Annotated in this window: 12 protein-coding genes; 9 read left to right on the top strand and 3 right to left on the bottom strand. The window is 66.3% G+C overall.

The window, feature by feature from the left end; all coding sequences use genetic code 11:
• Nucleotides 1-569 precede the first annotated feature (569 nt).
• Nucleotides 570-1,220 (top strand): YiaD family glycine zipper/OmpA-like lipoprotein, encoded by a 651-nt coding sequence (locus tag QQS38_RS24135; protein WP_479647899.1) that lies wholly within the window; start codon nt 570-572, stop codon nt 1,218-1,220.
• A 518-nt stretch (nt 1,221-1,738) separates the two neighbouring features.
• Complete coding sequence (gene metG, locus QQS38_RS24130) at nt 1,739-3,889, top strand: methionine--tRNA ligase (RefSeq protein WP_479647871.1); 2,151 nt, start codon at nt 1,739-1,741, stop codon at nt 3,887-3,889.
• Nucleotides 3,890-3,910: 21 nt separating this feature from the next.
• Here metG and QQS38_RS24125 read toward each other — a convergent pair whose 3' ends face one another.
• Complete coding sequence (locus tag QQS38_RS24125) at nt 3,911-8,083, bottom strand: translocation/assembly module TamB domain-containing protein (protein ID WP_479647870.1); 4,173 nt, start codon at nt 8,081-8,083, stop codon at nt 3,911-3,913.
• A 31-nt stretch (nt 8,084-8,114) separates the two neighbouring features.
• Nucleotides 8,115-9,875: an autotransporter assembly complex protein TamA gene (locus QQS38_RS24120; protein ID WP_479647898.1), complete on the bottom strand. Its 1,761-nt coding sequence runs from the start codon at nt 9,873-9,875 to the stop codon at nt 8,115-8,117.
• Between the two features lie 344 nt (nt 9,876-10,219).
• On the opposite strand from QQS38_RS24120, the gene QQS38_RS24115 reads away from it, so the two are divergent.
• The 4 genes from QQS38_RS24115 (at nt 10,220) to panD (ending at nt 12,665) form a co-directional block, all read left to right on the top strand.
• The gene (locus tag QQS38_RS24115; RefSeq protein WP_479647869.1) at nt 10,220-10,408 is read left to right on the top strand and encodes a DUF3460 family protein; all 189 of its coding nucleotides are present in this window, start codon (nt 10,220-10,222) and stop codon (nt 10,406-10,408) included.
• Between the two features lie 2 nt (nt 10,409-10,410).
• The gene (locus tag QQS38_RS24110) at nt 10,411-11,271 is read left to right on the top strand and encodes a segregation and condensation protein A (RefSeq protein WP_479647868.1); all 861 of its coding nucleotides are present in this window, start codon (nt 10,411-10,413) and stop codon (nt 11,269-11,271) included.
• Between the two features lie 123 nt (nt 11,272-11,394).
• Complete coding sequence (panC, locus tag QQS38_RS24105) at nt 11,395-12,228, top strand: pantoate--beta-alanine ligase (protein ID WP_479647867.1); 834 nt, start codon at nt 11,395-11,397, stop codon at nt 12,226-12,228.
• Between the two features lie 50 nt (nt 12,229-12,278).
• Nucleotides 12,279-12,665 (top strand): aspartate 1-decarboxylase, encoded by a 387-nt coding sequence (gene panD, locus QQS38_RS24100; protein WP_479647866.1) that lies wholly within the window; start codon nt 12,279-12,281, stop codon nt 12,663-12,665.
• A 148-nt stretch (nt 12,666-12,813) separates the two neighbouring features.
• Here panD and QQS38_RS24095 read toward each other — a convergent pair whose 3' ends face one another.
• Nucleotides 12,814-13,437 carry a ParA family protein gene (locus QQS38_RS24095; protein WP_479647865.1) on the bottom strand — a complete coding sequence of 208 codons (624 nt, stop codon included), beginning with the start codon at nt 13,435-13,437 and terminating at the stop codon, nt 12,814-12,816.
• 166 nt (nt 13,438-13,603) lie between these two features.
• Between QQS38_RS24095 and QQS38_RS24090 the strand changes: the two genes are divergently transcribed.
• The 3 genes from QQS38_RS24090 to QQS38_RS24080 are packed head-to-tail and all read left to right on the top strand — an operon-like array spanning nt 13,604 to nt 15,657.
• Nucleotides 13,604-14,023, top strand: a complete 420-nt coding sequence (locus tag QQS38_RS24090) for a PaaI family thioesterase (protein ID WP_479647864.1) — start codon at nt 13,604-13,606, stop codon at nt 14,021-14,023.
• 3 nt (nt 14,024-14,026) lie between these two features.
• Entirely contained in the window at nt 14,027-14,587 is a 561-nt protein-coding gene (cobU, locus tag QQS38_RS24085) for a bifunctional adenosylcobinamide kinase/adenosylcobinamide-phosphate guanylyltransferase (protein ID WP_479647863.1), read from the top strand.
• The gene (locus QQS38_RS24080; RefSeq protein ID WP_479647862.1) at nt 14,584-15,657 is read left to right on the top strand and encodes a cobalamin-binding protein; all 1,074 of its coding nucleotides are present in this window, start codon (nt 14,584-14,586) and stop codon (nt 15,655-15,657) included. The genes cobU and QQS38_RS24080 overlap by 4 nt, the downstream gene beginning before the upstream one ends.
• Nucleotides 15,658-15,670: the final 13 nt, after the last annotated feature.

Raw genomic sequence — 15,670 nt, 5'->3', positions numbered from 1 at the left:
AAGGGATAAAAGGCGCGGCACAGCACGAGAAGGCGGCGCAAAAGGAAATGTTGCATCAAAACAATAAAATAACGCCGGATGTGGCCTATCGTTGCCAATAGATGGGCTGCGCGGTGGGTCCCCGCCGCAGCTTGCCGCGGAAAAATGCCGCATCGGGCGCCGACGCGCACTATTGTAGTGGTTAGCGACGGGACGCGGGCTGCGATACCCTGCCCCTCGCCGGGTCTCTCGCGCGCTTGCGCGAGCCCACGGCCACTTCAATGAACAATGGAGGATGCAATCGGCTAGCGCGGCGCATGCCGACCGTGGGTCGCATTGCCGCAACCGCGAAAATTTGAAAACAATTGTTGCGCGCCATTGCCAAAACGAGTCCGGCAGGGCAACTTCGCGCAGCAGTAAGCGCGTGCGGGCAGCTTGGCCCGAGCATTGCATGGCGGTCAGGCCGTAGCCGGCGCCGGGTGAGAGCGGTCGGCCGGTTCGCCCGCATGCCCAGTGCGCCGCTCTACCGCCTCGCCGCTCTACCGAGAGCTAACCGCGTGAGCGACCGTTTTCTCAAAGAGGACTTGAACATGAACGCAAAAATCGTCACCCGACTCACCGCTTTTGCCGTCACCGGCGCGATCCTCGCCGGCTGTGCGACCGAGCAAGGCACCAACACGGCTGTCGGCACGGGCGTGGGCGCCGGCACCGGCGCGGCGCTGGGCGCCATCTTCGGCGGCGGCAAGGGGGCAGCCATCGGCGCGGGCGTCGGTGCAGCCGTGGGCGGCATCACGGGCTACAACTGGCAAAACATCCGCAATCGGCTTTCCGGCGCATCGAAGGGCACCGGCACGCAGGTGACCGAGCAGCCGGACGGCTCGCTGAAACTGAACATTCCCAGCAACGTAACGTTCGCGACCAATAGCTACCAGATCAATCCGGCGCTCTATCCGACGCTGAACGAGCTTTCGGCGCAGATGCAGCAGCACCCGGAACTCGTGGCCGAAGTTCGCGGCTATACCGACAGCACCGGCAGCGCGTCGCTCAACCAAACCCTGTCGCAAAATCGGGCGCAAAGTGTGGCGACCTACTTGAGCCAGCACGGCGTCGCGCCGAACCGGCTCGTCGCGCAGGGCTTCGGCCCAAGCAACCCGATTGCCGACAACGGCACGGAAGCGGGCCGCGCGCAGAACCGGCGTGTCGAGGTGTACTTGCGAGCAACGTCGCAACCGGCAGGCTGAACTCGATGGGAGGCCCGCTGCGTGGCGAGCGCGGGTCGCCCCAGCGAGCCCTTTCAACGGTGGCCGCCTGATCGAAAAACAGCGTCGGAAGGCAGCTAGAAGGCGCCGGTAAACGAATCGAAAAATTTTTCGAACTCGCCGGCGTTTTGCTTGTCTGTATGTTCGGTACGTGGCTGGCCAACGCCGCCGCGTCACCATTCTCCTCTTGTCGTTGTTGCTCCGGGGCCGAACGCCCCGGTTTTTTTTAGCGGGCATCGCCGCCGCGCGGTAATCCCAAGCGCGCTCCGTCCGCGCCGCCGCCCCCCCTTCCCCCTCGGCTCGCTCGCCCGGCGCACGCGCGGGCCGCTTACCGGCCGCGCACCGGCACCGCCACCACGGGCTCATTTTTGCACTCGTTCGGCGCTGTTTCGGCACTTTTGACGGCTTCATCGCCGTCGATCGCGCGGCGCCGCCTCGCGGCACGACGCGTGCCTGCTAAAATCGTCGCTTTCCCTCAAGCAGTCCCTTTCTATACGCTCATGACCGTATCCGCCCCTCATTCCGCCGCGCAAGCCGGCGCGGGCGCCGCCCGCCGCCGCATTCTCGTGACGTCTGCTCTGCCTTACGCGAACGGACAGATCCATCTCGGCCATATGGTCGAATACATCCAGACTGACATCTGGGTGCGCGCGATGCGAATGCAGGGTCATGAGATCTATTACGTCGGCGCCGACGACACGCACGGCACGCCGATCATGCTCAGCGCAGAGAAGGAAGGCATCACGCCCAAGCAGCTGATCGAGCGCGTGTGGCAGGAGCACACGCGCGATCTGAGCAACTTCCTCGTCTCGTTCGACAACTACTACACGACCGACTCCGAAGAAAACCGGGAGCTGTGCGGCACGATTTATGGCCGGCTGCAACAGGCCGGACTCATCGACGCCCGCGAGATCGAGCAGGCGTACGACCCCGTCAAGGAAATGTTCCTGCCTGATCGCTTCATCAAGGGCGAATGCCCGAAGTGCGGCGCGAAGGACCAGTACGGCGACAGTTGCGAGGTATGCGGCTCGACGTATCAGCCCACCGACCTAGTGAACCCGTACTCGGCCATTTCGGGCGCGACGCCGGTGCGCCGCAAGTCGACGCACTATTTCTTCCGCCTCTCCGATGCGCGCTGCGAGAACTTCCTGCGCGACTGGGTAAGCGGCCTCGCGCAGGCGGAAGCGACGAACAAGATGCGCGAGTGGCTCGGCGATGCAGGCGAAGCCAAGCTGGGCGATTGGGACATCTCCCGCGATGCGCCCTACTTCGGATTCGAAATTCCCGGCGCGCCCGGCAAGTACTTCTACGTCTGGCTCGACGCGCCGGTCGGCTACTACGCGAGCTTCAAGAACCTCGCCGCCAAGCGTGGGCTCGATTTCGACGAGTGGATCAAGCCCGGCTCGAACACGGAGCAATATCACTTCATCGGCAAGGACATCCTCTATTTCCATACGCTGTTTTGGCCCGCGATGCTCGAATTCGCGGGCTATCGCACGCCGACGAACGTGTTCGCGCACGGCTTTTTGACCGTGGACGGCGCCAAGATGTCGAAATCGCGCGGCACGTTCATCACGGCCAACAGCTTCATCGAGACGGGGCTGAACCCCGAATGGCTGCGCTACTATTTCGCCGCGAAGCTGAACGCGACGATGGAAGACCTCGATCTGAATCTCGACGACTTTCAAGCGCGCGTGAACAGCGACGTGGTTGGCAAGTACGTCAATATCGCGAGCCGTGCCGCGGGCTTTCTCCTGAAGCGGTTCGATGCGCGCGTGCAGGACAGTGCAATGCAGCACCCGCTGCTCGGCACGCTGCGGGCGGCGATTCCCACCATCGCGGCGCACTACGAAGCGCGCGAATACGGTCGCGCCGTGCGCCAGAGCATGGAATTGGCCGATGCGGTGAATGCGTACGTGGATACGGCCAAGCCGTGGGATCAGGCGAAGGACCCGGCCAACGCTGCGTTGCTGCATGAAACCGTGAGCGTGAGCCTCGAAGCATTCAGGCTGCTCACCATCGCGCTCAAGCCCGTGTTGCCGGCGCTCGCGGCCAAGGTCGAAGCGTTCCTCGGCATCGCGCCGCTCGCTTGGGCCGATGCCGGCACGCCGCTTTCGTCGGCCCAGCCCATCAACGCCTATCAGCACTTGATGACGCGCATCGATTCCAAGCAGATCGAAGCGCTGATCGCAGCCAACCGCACGTCGCTGCAGCCCACCGAAACCGGCGCGGCAGCGGCTGCGGCCGCTTCGGCCGCCGCGGGCAAAGCGAAAAAGGCATCCGCGAGCGCGCAGGACGACACCGGAAGCGAAACGATTTCGATCGACGATTTCGCCAAGATCGATCTGCGCGTGGCCCTCATCGTCGACTGCAAGGCCGTCGAAGGTTCCGACAAGCTGCTGCAGTTGACGCTGGATGTCGGCGAAGAAAACACGCGTAACGTCTTCTCCGGTATCAAGTCGGCTTACCGGCCCGAGGATCTGGTCGGCAAGCTGACGGTGATGGTCGCCAATCTCGCGCCGCGCAAGATGAAGTTCGGCCTCTCGGAGGGGATGGTGCTGGCCGCATCGAGCGCCGACGAAAAAGCCGAGCCGGGCCTTTACATCCTCGAGCCCCACAGCGGCGCGAAGCCCGGCATGCGCGTACGCTGAAAGCACCTGCGGGCTTCGGCGTCAGTGTCGTCCGTGCCAGCCGTCGAAGCGGCGCGTGAAGTTGATGTCGAGGCCCTGGAAGGTGCCCGTATAAAGTGCGACGGACCAGAACCGCGATAGGTTCACCGTCGCCTTGAACGCGTTGCTCGCCGATTGCAAACCCTGCTCGTAACCGAGCACGAGGCGCTCGTTGATTGCCTTCGACAGCATGACTACCTGCGAATCGGTCAGGCCCACTTCGCTGCGCCCGACCGAGAACTCATCGAGTCCGAAGGTTTGCGCAACCCGTTTTCCCGTCGCACTGCCTAGCAGCGCCAACGCCGTCGTCATCGAACTTTGCTGACCGAGGTTGTTGCCCTGGTCGGTGCCGTGGCCGAACAGCAGCCATGAGAGCTTTTCGTTATCGGCCACGTTGGGCTCCGACACGAGCTTGACCACCGGTGCGCGCACGGTGCCCGTCACTTGCACGCCAGCCTCGACTTCCTGATTGCGGCGCATGGCGAGAATATTGATGCCAGGGTTCGCCACGGGTCCGTTGAACGTGAAATAACCGTTCTCGATCGCGAGCTTGCGCCCGAAGCTCGTATAAGTGGAGCCCTCCGTCACACGGACGTTGCCGATCGCCCGCAACGGCTGATTCGGCGCCGATAGCGCCGTGACCGTGCCGCGCAGCCCGAGATCGGCGCCCTGACCACGGAAACGAAAGCGATCGCCCAAGTTGATGTCGACGTTCGCGCGCGGCGCGAAGCGGCCCGCGGGCTTGTTGCTCGACTCGGTCGGCCGCGGGGGCGCACCGCGCACGACGGCATGGTCGCGCACGATCACCACGTCGTCCGATAGCCGCGGCGCCGGCTGCTCGGGCAGATCGAACAGTGCATGGTCCACCCGGAATTTGCCGTCGATGTCGAGCCCGCCGCTCGTGCCGCCGTTCGCCATCGTCGCACTGCCGGAGAGCGACAGTTGCCGATCGGGCGCCGCGAGCAACTCGAGTTTGTCGGCCACGATCTGGGCCGTCAGATCCGGCTCGGCTTGGTCGAGCCGGATTCTCCCCGTCGCGCGGAGCGTGCCGTCGCCGCCATGGAACTCGACACGCTGGAGATCGACGAGGTTCTCCGTCAACGCGACGCGCACGATGCCGTCCTTGAGCTGCACCCCCTGATCGACGAGCGTGGCCGAGAGGCCGTCGCCGATCAGCGCGCCCGACACCGAGGGCTTGGCTCGGGTGCCCGCCAGCACGAGGTTCAGCGCAAGATGGCCATCGAGCACGTAGCTCGGGCCGAACAGGCCGCCGGTGGTCTTGAGCGCCGGCACGTCGAAGGCAAGCGTGCCGGCGAGCGGCGCATCGGCGCCCAGGCCGAGCATGCCGGCACGTGCGGGATCGGGGCTCAGCCCTGCGCTCAGGTTCGCGTCGAACGTGCCGATACGGCTCGCGGCCGCGTGCGCCGTGACCTTGAGCCGCCGCCCCCCTTCGAAATCGGCGCGCGCGGCCAGCGCCGTGATGCCGAGCGCGGATACGCCGTAGCCCGTCGAAAGCGTCGCATCGCCGCTGCGGCGCTCGATGCGCGCGTATCCGCTCGCGCTGGCGCCCAGCGCGAAGTTCCAGTCGGCGCCGAGGATGAGATCGCTCGATAGCTTCGACGGCGTGCCCGTGAGCGTTTGTCGAATGGCGATCAAGCGCGCCACCGACAGGTTCGATGCGCTCCCGGCCGAGCTGATCGCTCCGTGGTCGTAGGCGAACGACTTCAACTCGAGCGTCGCTCCTTCGATCACCATTCGCGTCGGGCCGAGCGTGACCTTTTGCTTCGCGGCCGACAACGCGAGCGGCGCTTGCAGTTCGAGCGCAGGCAGACCTCTGTTGGACAAGCGCGTGAGCACGCCGTCCCAGCGCGGACCCTCGCGCGTATCGGAGACGCCGCCCGTCCCGGCAAGCGCCAGGTCGACGGCGCGCCCGCTCACCGCGCCCTTCGCCTGGGCATCGAACGCATGCTTTGCGCGCGTTCCCGTAAGGTGCGCGCTCAGCGTGGACAGCGCCACCGCGCCGGCCTGCACGTCGCGCGCGTCGGTGGAAAACTCGAGTGCGCCCTTCGCGCCGTCGCGAATGCGCGCGTTGCCGTTCGCCGCGCCGATGCGGTTCTCGCCGATCACTACCCCGTGCGCGTCGTAGCTCAGCGTCGCATCGGGGTGCGCCAGGGACCCCGTCAAATCGCCATCGGCCGACACCGCGCCCGACACGCCGAAGCCCAGGCGATCGAGCCGCGGCGCATCGACGTGAAAGCGTAAGCGGTCGCCGGGGGTGCCGAAAGTGCCGTGCAACTCGACGTCGTTGCCGGCGATCGACAAGGTTGCGTTGCTCGGCAGAAGGCGTGATCCGGCCAACACTATCGTGCCTTCGCCCGTCAACGGGAAGCCGTCGTAGACGCTATCGCCCAGGTCGAAGCGCAGCTTCGTCGAGAATGCGGGAGCCAGTGCGCCGACCGCGCTGAAGCGGCCCGTGATGCGGGCCTCGGGCACGGAGCCCGCCGCACGCGCTTGGGCGCGAGGCGCCTTGGGCGCTTTCGAGGCTTTGGGCGCCTGAGGCCGCCGGCCTGCCGCGCCCGCCACGCCCGAAGACCGCGCGTCCGGCGCCGCCTGGCGCGTCGTCGGCAACGACCGAGCGAGGACGAGCCGCGGATCGAAGTTCGTCAGTGTCGTGCTGAGTTCATAGCCCTCGCGCGCGTCGCGCTGCAGCGCGCCCTTCAATTGCAAGCGCCCGTCGCCCGCGTCGATGCGCACATCGTGCAGCGCGATGCTTCCCGGCTCGAGCGCCACGTTTGCGCGCGCCCGCAAGCGTGCTCGCTCGTCTCTCAAATCGACCGAGGCCTGCTGCGTCGCCCCATCCAGCGTCACGACGATCGGCCCTGAGAACGCCGTCGGCCGCACGTACGGCGTAAACGTTGCAACATCGATGCCGCTCGCCGTCAAATCCAGGCGCGCGTGACCGCCCGTGAAGGTGCCCGAGCCGGTCAGCGCGGCGTCGTGGATCAATCGAATATCGAGGCCATCGAGGCGCTGCGCGCGCGGGTCCAGACGTACCTGGGCGTGCGCCTGCACCAACGGCAAGCGATGCTCGTCGAGCGGCCCGGGCACGGCATTGGCGATCGAGACCGGACCTGCGACGACGAGCGGCCCCGCGCCGGGAACCGGCGCGAGCGCTGCCCTGAGCGAAAGATCGGCTTGCGGCGCCCCGGCGCTGATCACGCGGGGGTCGACGTGGTCGAACGCGATGGTCGCCCGTTTGAGCGGCACCGCGGCAAACGGCGTCGCCTCGATGTGCGCCCGACCCGTCAGTTTCATGCCACTGGCGTTCACATCGGCGCTCGGCGCTTCGAGCGTCCCGGAAAGTTTCGCCTGCACTTGCGCCGGTGCGCCCCCGAGCACGCCTGACGCCGAGAACTCGCCCGTCAACGGAAACGGCCGCACGCCATCCAGTGCGATCTGCGCCGCGAGGGTGCCGTAAGCCGTATCGAGCCCGTCGATAGAGAGCGCATGATGCCTGCCGTCGCTACGTCCGTGAACGCGCAGGCCATCGATCTCGGTCGTCGCAGCGCCGTTACGCACGAGCAGCTTGTCCACGGCGATGGCGCGCAATTCGATCTCGAGCGGTAAGCGTAAATCCGCCGGCAGTTGCATCGGCGCCTTGCTCGCCGACGGCGCGAGCCGCGCATCGATGGTGCCGGCTCGCAGCGTGTCGACCGTCAGCCTCCACGGCGAGCGCGTGAGCGACCATCGGCCCGACAAGCGATCGATGCGAATGTCGGTGGGCGGGGCACTCGCCGCGCTCGCCTGGCCGCGCCAGCGAACATCGGTCAACGTAACGCCGCGCGCGAGCGTGCCGCCCTCGAATGCGCCCGATAAGCGCCCGCCCGTGAGCGCAACGGCCGTGCGCCACACGAGCCGTGTGCCGGACTCGGTGGCGAGCGCGCCGTAGAGCGCTGCGGCGACGCAAAGCAAGCCGAGCGCGATGGCAAGCGCCGCCCATCCGAACGCACGCCGCCTCCGGCGTCCGCGCCGCGGCGCGCCGGGTTCCGGCGGGCCGCCGGGGGTTCCCGCTCCGTCCGTCCCCGCCGTTTGCGCCGGGAGCGCGCCCGTGCCCGTACCGGCGGCGTCCGAGGCGTCGTCGTGCGGCGGCGGGGGTGGCGGCAAATCGTGCGTCATCCGAAGGCGTTCCTTTGTGCGATTTTTTCTCTTAGAAGGCGATACCCAGCGTCAGATAGGGCCGCACGCTGCGGTTGCGCACGCCGTAAGCGAGATCGACGTTGATTGGGCCGACGGGGCTGCGCCAGCGTGCGCCGATGCCCGCGCCCGGATAGAAAACCCGCTCGCCCCAAGTATCGGTCGCCGCGCCGATGTCGTAGAAAACCGCCGCGCCCCAATCGTGCGTGAACCAGTGCTGGTATTCCGCTGTAGCCGTGATGAGGTACTTCGTCGGCAGCACGGAGCCGTCCACGTTGTTGCCGATACTTTGGAAGCCATAGCCGCGCACCGAATTGGAGCCGCCCGCGCGAAACAACAGGGACGCCGGAATGCCGGTCGAGCCGCCGCTCGTAAACACGCCGCCCAGCTCCGCGCGCACGAGGAAGAGGTCGCGCTTGAAGAGCGGCACGTATTGCACGCCGCGGGCATAGCCGCGCGTGAACGTTTGATCCGTCGCGAAGCCTTTCACCGCGACGCCCGCTTCGACGTGGAGCAAATTGCCTTTGCGCGGAAACAGCGGATCGTCTACGTTGCGGCGCGTCCACGACCATTGCGGCACGAGCGCGTGGCTCGTCGTGGGGCCGATGAGATTCTGGTCGAGACGGTCGGCGTAGTATTGGATCGAATAGGCGTAGTCGATGAACTGCGCCGTGCGCGTGCGCTGCAAGCCGGCGCGAGCGCTGTAAATGCGCGTGCCGGAGACTTGCGTGTTCGTATAGGACGCGAGCGCAGCGTTCGTCCACCCGCGCTTGCCGGGCGGCATGGCCAATTGAACCTGCCCGTACTGCTGAATCTGGTCGAGCCGGCCTTGGACCGAAAACGGCCAAGCGGCGCCGAAGGTATCGAGGTAGGAATACGACCCTTGCACGTGCGCGCCCGTATCGGTCGCGTAGCCGACCCCGCCGCGCACGCTGTTGTACGGGTACTCGCTGACTTTCACGTGAATCGGCGTCTCGTTCGGCTTGTCGACGTCGCTGCCCACGTCGATCGCGACGCTCGCATAGTACGGCGTGTTCTGCAACTGCCGCTGCAGTTCGGCGACGCGATCGGCATCGTACACTTCACCGGTCGCCAGCGGATTGACGTTGGTGACGATGCGCTCGGGATAACGGCGCACCCCCGATACGTCGAGCGGGCCCAGCGTGAATGTCGGCCCGCTTTCGAATGCGACGGAGAGTGCGGCTTGGCGCGCCCGCGGGTCGATCCGCGCCTGAGACTGCGCGATCTTCGCGCCCAGATAGCGATGGGTTTGCAGCGCTTTGAGCGCGGCGTCCTTCGCGTCGGTCCAGGCAGACTGCGTAAACGGGTCGCCGGCATGGAGCGAAAAAGCGAAGCGCGCCGCATTCTCGCGCGTGGGCTCCTCGCTTTCGATCGGTCCGGCAAAGCTCAGCGCAACCGATGACACGATCGTGCGCGGGCCGGGATCCACGTGCACCGTCACGTCTTTTCTGCCCTTGCCGCCTTGTCGCACGTCCGTGCGCACGACCGGTGAAAAATAGCCGTCGGTTGCCGCCAAATCGCGCACTTGCTCGGGCGTGGCCGTCACGAGGAAATCGAATTGATCGTCGGTGACATCGTCGCGCGAGGCAAAGCGCGCCAGGTCGAGATGCTTTTCCAGCAGCTTGCGCATGGGGCGCGGCGCATCGATCGTCACGTCGTATTTCGCCACCGCCGGCGCCGACAGCAACGCAAGCAACGCGCCAAGGGCCACGCGCCGCCATACCGGGCGGCCCGCCGCGGTGTCGTCGCGCATGCCGCGCCCGGCGCACCGGCTTGCCCCAGTGCGCGACGCATCGATCACGGCTTCCCGCAAATAAAACCTCCCCACGTTGAACAGCCGAAGGCGCTCGCCCCGCCATACCGAACCGGTCATTGCCTCTGCCGCTTCGACCGCGGCCGGGTCCGAGCGAGCGACGGCTTCGACGAAAACGATCATTTGACCATAACGGCCTCGCATCGGACCACGAGGCCCACGGGACGCGCCGCTTTGGACGCGCGAGCACGCGCCGTGTTCCGCATGAGCCGCATGCGCTAAAATCGAACTTTGCTCGAGTTGGCGCCCCGCCGATTTGTCCCCTTTTTCAGGATGATCGAATCATGTTGTACCAATCGGACATCACGCAGTTCATCAATCAACTCAAGCAGCAAAAGCCTACGCTCGAAGAAGAGCAGCGCCGCGGCCGCGCCCTGCTGTGGGATAAGCAGCCCATCGATCTGGAGGAGCGCGCCACCCAACAGCAGACGCGCGTGAACCAAAACCCGTACGTCTACTACCAGAACTTCTGATAGTGAACGCCGCCGACGAAGGGCAGCGCGGGAATTCGGCGCTGACCGCGCCCGCGACCGACACGACGCCCGACATCGTCGACGGCATCGCCTTTGCGCGCCTGTACGGCGAGCCGCTGTTCAAGCTGCCGCAGGATCTTTACATCCCGCCCGATGCGCTCGAGGTGTTTCTCGAGACCTTCGAAGGTCCGTTGGACCTGCTGCTTTACTTGATCCGCAAGCAGAACTTCAACGTGCTCGACATCCCGATGGCGGATGTGACCGCGCAGTACCTCGGCTACGTCGAGCAGTTGCGCAAGACCAATCTCGAACTCGCTTCCGAGTACTTGCTGATGGCCGCGATGCTGATCGAGATCAAGTCACGCATGTTGCTGCCGGTGAAAAAGGCCGATACGGGCGAAGAAGCCGAAGACCCGCGCGCCGAGCTCGTGCGGCGCCTGCTCGAGTACGAGCGCATGAAGCTTGCGGCGCAGCGGCTCGATCAACTGCCGCAACTCGGGCGCGACTTCCTGCGCGCCGAGGTGTACATCGAGCAGAGCATGGCGCCGCGGTTTCCCGACGTCGGCATCGACGATCTGCGCGCAGCCTGGGCCGACGTGCTCAAGCGAGCCAAGCTCGTGCAGCACCACAAGATCTCCCGCGAGGAGCTTTCGGTGCGCGAGCATATGAGCCTGATTTTGCGGCGCTTGCAGAATGCGCGCTTCGTCGAGTTCTCGGATCTGTTCGACGTGACGCGCGGCGTGCCGGTCGTCGTCGTCAATTTCATCGCGATGCTCGAGCTCGCGCGCGAGTCGCTGATCGAGATCACCCAACCCGAACCTTTCGCACCGATCTACGTGCGCCTAGCGTATTTGCCCGCATAACGGGCACATGCTGCGCCGGCGCACGCTCGTCGAGCAACCGCTCTTTTCGATGCCAAGGGGCCGTCAAATCCACTACAATCGGCGCGGCTTCACCCGCCAGCGCCGCGTGCACATCACCCCGTCATGAAAGTCATCAGCTCGATCCAGGAATTGCGCGACCAGTTGCGCGGCCAAAACAGAACGGCCTTCGTGCCGACGATGGGCAACCTGCATGAAGGGCACTTGTCGCTGATGCGGCTCGCGCGCCAGCACGGCGACCCGGTCGTCGCGAGCATCTTCGTCAATCGTCTGCAGTTTGGGCCGAACGAGGATTTCGACAAGTATCCGCGCACGCTCGAAGCCGATATCGACAAGCTGCAACGGGAAAACGTCTATGTGCTGTTCGCGCCGACCGAGCGCGATATGTATCCGCAGCCGCAGGAATACCGCGTCCATCCGCCGCACGATCTCGGCGACATCCTCGAAGGGGAATTCCGCCCCGGGTTTTTCACCGGCGTCTGCACGGTCGTCATGAAGCTGATGTCGTGCGTGCAGCCGCGCGTGGCCGTGTTCGGCAAAAAAGATTACCAGCAGCTCATGATCGTGCGGCAGATGTGCGGGCAATTCGCCCTGCCCACCGATATCGTCGCAGCCGAAACGGTGCGCGACGCCGATGGCCTCGCCTTGAGCTCGCGCAATCGCTTTCTGAGCGAGGCCGAGCGCGCTGAAGCTCCCATGTTGGCCGCCACGCTCGCACGCGTGCGTGAAGGCGTGCTTGCCGGACGGCGCGATTTCGCGGCGCTCGAACGCGAAGCGATGGAAAGCCTCGCGGCGCGCGGCTGGGCGCCCGATTACATCGCCGTGCGCAAACGCGTCGATCTGCTCGCACCGCGCCCGGACGAGCTCGATGTCCCGCTCGTCGTGCTCGCCGCGGCCAAGCTGGGCTCGACCCGCCTCATCGATAATCTCGAAATCTGACATTGCCCGCGGCAATCGTTCGAATCGTCTGAAGTCCGAAGGAATTGATCATGCAGCGACACATGCTTAAATCGAAGATCCACCGCGCCGTCGTAACGCACTGCGAGCTTCATTACGAAGGCTCGTGCGCCATCGACGAAGATTTGCTCGATGCCTCGGGCATCGTCGAAAACGAACGCATCGATATCTGGAACGTCAACAACGGCGAGCGCTTCTCGACCTACGCCATTCGCGGGGAGCGCGGCAGCGGCATGATTTCTCTGAACGGCTCGGCCGCGCGCCGCGCTCAGTTGGGCGACCTCGTCATCATCGCGGCGTTTGCGATGGTCGAGGACGCGGAACTCGCGGCGGGCTGGGAGCCCAAGCTCGTATTCGTCGACGAACAGAACAAGATCAAGGGCAGCCGCGCCCACGTGCCCGTGCAAAGCTGGAGCTGAGGCGCGAGGCCACTTGAGCACCCCTCGCCAGGCGAGGCGGCGCGGTAGCGCCCCGGCTCGCGCTACCGGGGCTGATCGGGGCTGTGTTGGCGGCCACGCGCGGAGGCGACTGCGGCGGCCGGAATCGCCGCCGCAGCGCACTGTGCTCCTACTTCGAGACCCACGCCGTGATCGGCTCCCACTGCTCCAAATCCTTCTCGACACGGCTTTGCGGCACGTCCCACAGCGTCAGGCCGTGCGCGGCGAGTTGCACGTAGTTTTGCGTGTCGCGCAGAAAACCGAGCACGGGCAGATCGAGACTCTCGACGAAGCGATGCAGTTGCTCGGCCGAGCGCGTGCGCGCATCGACGCGCATGCCGATCACGCCCACCTCGATGTCGCCCTTGCGCACGGCCTTTTCCTTGGCGAGCCGCTCGAGAAAATGCTGTGTGGCGAGGATGTCGAACATCGACGGTTGCAGCGGCACGAGCACCTTGTCGGCCAATTCGAGCGCCGCGACGAGCCGGCTGCCGTGCAACCCGGCCGGCGTGTCGATGATGGCGCGCTCGAGCCCGCGAGGCGGCTTGGCCGGCGCGTCCGGATCCAAACGCCACGCTTCGATGGGGGGCAAGCCTTCCGGCCGCAGTGCGAGCCAGCCGTGCGACGACTGCTGCCGATCGAGGTCGGCCAGCGCCACCCATTCGCCGTTCGCCGCAAAGGCGCCCGCCAAGTTCGTCGACAACGTGCTCTTGCCCACGCCGCCCTTGGGGTTCGCTACCACGATCACCGTCATGAACACTCCCGAGTAGAAGGCCGCCCGCGCGACCGGTTAGCCGGTTGCGTCACGGGGCCGGTCTCGCCGGCGAGGCGAACGGCCCGTTACGCTATCGAAATGCATCGCAGGCCCCGATAATATCGGCAAATGCGGTCACCGTCCCCATCTCGAAGAGGCTCATCTCATGTCGACTCTACGCCCCGACTTCACGATCGAAACGATCCATGAGCATCAGGAGGGGACACTGCCCGAACTGCTCGGCGTGCGCGTCGTCGCCCTCGCCCAAGGCACGCTGACGGGCAAGCTCGCCGTGCGGCCGCAACTGCTCGCGCCAAACGGCTTCTTGCACGCCGCGACCGTGATCGGACTGGCCGACACCTGCTGCGGCTATGCCTGCATGGCCCATCTGCCCGAAAACGCCCGCGGCTTCACGACGATCGAACTCAAAAGCAATTTCCTCGGCACCTGCCGAGCGGGCACGGTGCGCGCCGTGGCCAGCGCCGTGCATCTGGGCCGTAGCACGCACGTGTGGGACGCTTCCGTTTTCGACCCCGACGGACACACGATCGCACTCTTTCGCTGCACGCAGATGATTTTGATCTAGCCGATGACCCAACCCGATCTCACCTTCGTGCTCGGCGGCGCGCGCTCCGGCAAGAGCAGCCATGCCGAGCGGCTGGCGGCCGCCACCGCGCGGCCCGTCACCTACATCGCCACGGCCGGCGAGACGGATGACGCCGAGTTCGCCGCGCGCATCGCCCACCATCGCGCACGGCGACCGGCGCATTGGCACGTCGTGCAGGCCGGCATCGACTTGGGGGCAGCGATCGCCGACGCCGACGACGGCCACCGCTGCATTCTCGTCGACTGCCTGACGCTCTGGCTCGTCAACCTCGTTTGCCCGCCGCGCGGCGAGGCCTTCGCCCTGCCGCCCGACGATTGCCGCCGGCAGCTCGATGCCCTGGCCTCGGCGCTCGCGCAGGCGCGCGCGCCGATCATCGTCGTCAGCAACGAAATCGGCATGGGTGTCGTGCCGCTCGGGGCGATGACGCGCCGCTACGTCGACGAACTGGGACGGCTCAATCAACGCGTCGCGGCCATTGCGCGCAACGTGACGCTGATGGTAGCGGGATTGCCGATGGCGGTGAAAGGGGGCTCGACGCGATGAGGGCGGCGGCAGCGGCGTTTTGCAACGGTGACCGTCGCGCGGCGCGGCAGCGGCAGACCGATGGGGGCAGCGGCGCGAGCGCAGGCACGAGCGAAGGTGGCTCGCCCGCGCGCAAGCGAGCGGCGTGGCTCAAGGCGGGGGCCGGAGCCGGGTTCGCGCTCGCGTGCGGCGTCGCGCTGGGGGTTTGCCAACGCGCCTACGCATCGATTTCAGTCGTCGACGACGCCGGCGATCGCGTCACGCTCGCCGCGCCGGCGCGGCGCGTCATCGCCCTCTCGCCCCATGCCGTCGAGCTCGTCTATGCGGCGGGCGGCGGCGCCAAGCTCGTCGGCGCGGTGTCGTACAGCGATTACCCCAGCGCTGCGAAATCGCTGCCGCGCGTGGGCGATAACAACGCGCTGGACCTCGAGCGCATCGTCGCGCTCAGGCCCGACCTCGTGATCGTCTGGCGCCACGGCAACGACGAGCGGCAACTCGACCGGCTGCGCGCGCTGGGTGTCGCGCTTTATCACAGCGAGCCGCGCAAGATCGACGACGTCGCGACCGACCTCACCGCCCTCGGCACGCTGCTAGGCACCGCCTCGCAAGCCGATGCCGCCGCGGCAGCGTATCGCGCCAACGTCGCCGCGCTGCGTGCGCAGTACGCCCAACGCGCGCCTGTCAGCATCTTTTATCAGGTGTGGGACGACCCGCTCATGACGCTGAACGGCACGCACGTCGTGAGCGACATCATCGCGCTATGCGGAGGGCGCAACGTATTCGCCCAGCTCGCGCCGCTCGTGCCGACCGTGTCGACGGAGGCCGTCGTCGCAGCCGATCCCGAAGCGATCGTGACGACGCGTCAAGGCCCCGCTCCCGCCGGCGCGCCCTTGCCGGACGGTCTAGCGGCGTGGCGAGCATGGCCGCGCATGACGGCTGTCGCGCGCGGCAATTTGTTCGCGCTCGACGGCGACCTCATCAACCGCCCCGGCCCGCGCCTCGTGCAAGGCGCCGCACAACTTTGCCGCGACCTCGATGCGGCACGAGCGCGGCGGCCGCGCGATACGCCGGGATCGCATCGCGTGCGTTGAGCTTGCCGATCAC

It is taken from the genome of Trinickia sp. Z7 (genome assembly GCF_056498045.1).
The sequence above is the reverse complement of the archived record's forward strand: the minus strand, read 5'-3'. Positions and strand labels throughout refer to the sequence as shown.

Excerpts from the sequence above, each read along its gene's own strand:
- QQS38_RS24135 (WP_479647899.1), top strand. The coding sequence starts at position 570 with ATGAACGCAAAAATCGTCACCCGACTCACCGCTTTTGCCGTCACCGGC.
- metG (WP_479647871.1), top strand. The coding sequence starts at position 1,739 with ATGACCGTATCCGCCCCTCATTCCGCCGCGCAAGCCGGCGCGGGCGCC.
- QQS38_RS24125 (WP_479647870.1), bottom strand. The coding sequence starts at position 8,083 with ATGACGCACGATTTGCCGCCACCCCCGCCGCCGCACGACGACGCCTCG.
- QQS38_RS24120 (WP_479647898.1), bottom strand. The coding sequence starts at position 9,875 with ATGCGCGACGACACCGCGGCGGGCCGCCCGGTATGGCGGCGCGTGGCC.
- QQS38_RS24115 (WP_479647869.1), top strand. The coding sequence starts at position 10,220 with ATGTTGTACCAATCGGACATCACGCAGTTCATCAATCAACTCAAGCAG.
- panC (WP_479647867.1), top strand. The coding sequence starts at position 11,395 with ATGAAAGTCATCAGCTCGATCCAGGAATTGCGCGACCAGTTGCGCGGC.
- panD (WP_479647866.1), top strand. The coding sequence starts at position 12,279 with ATGCAGCGACACATGCTTAAATCGAAGATCCACCGCGCCGTCGTAACG.
- QQS38_RS24095 (WP_479647865.1), bottom strand. The coding sequence starts at position 13,437 with ATGACGGTGATCGTGGTAGCGAACCCCAAGGGCGGCGTGGGCAAGAGC.
- QQS38_RS24090 (WP_479647864.1), top strand. The coding sequence starts at position 13,604 with ATGTCGACTCTACGCCCCGACTTCACGATCGAAACGATCCATGAGCAT.
- cobU (WP_479647863.1), top strand. The coding sequence starts at position 14,027 with ATGACCCAACCCGATCTCACCTTCGTGCTCGGCGGCGCGCGCTCCGGC.
- QQS38_RS24080 (WP_479647862.1), top strand. The coding sequence starts at position 14,584 with ATGAGGGCGGCGGCAGCGGCGTTTTGCAACGGTGACCGTCGCGCGGCG.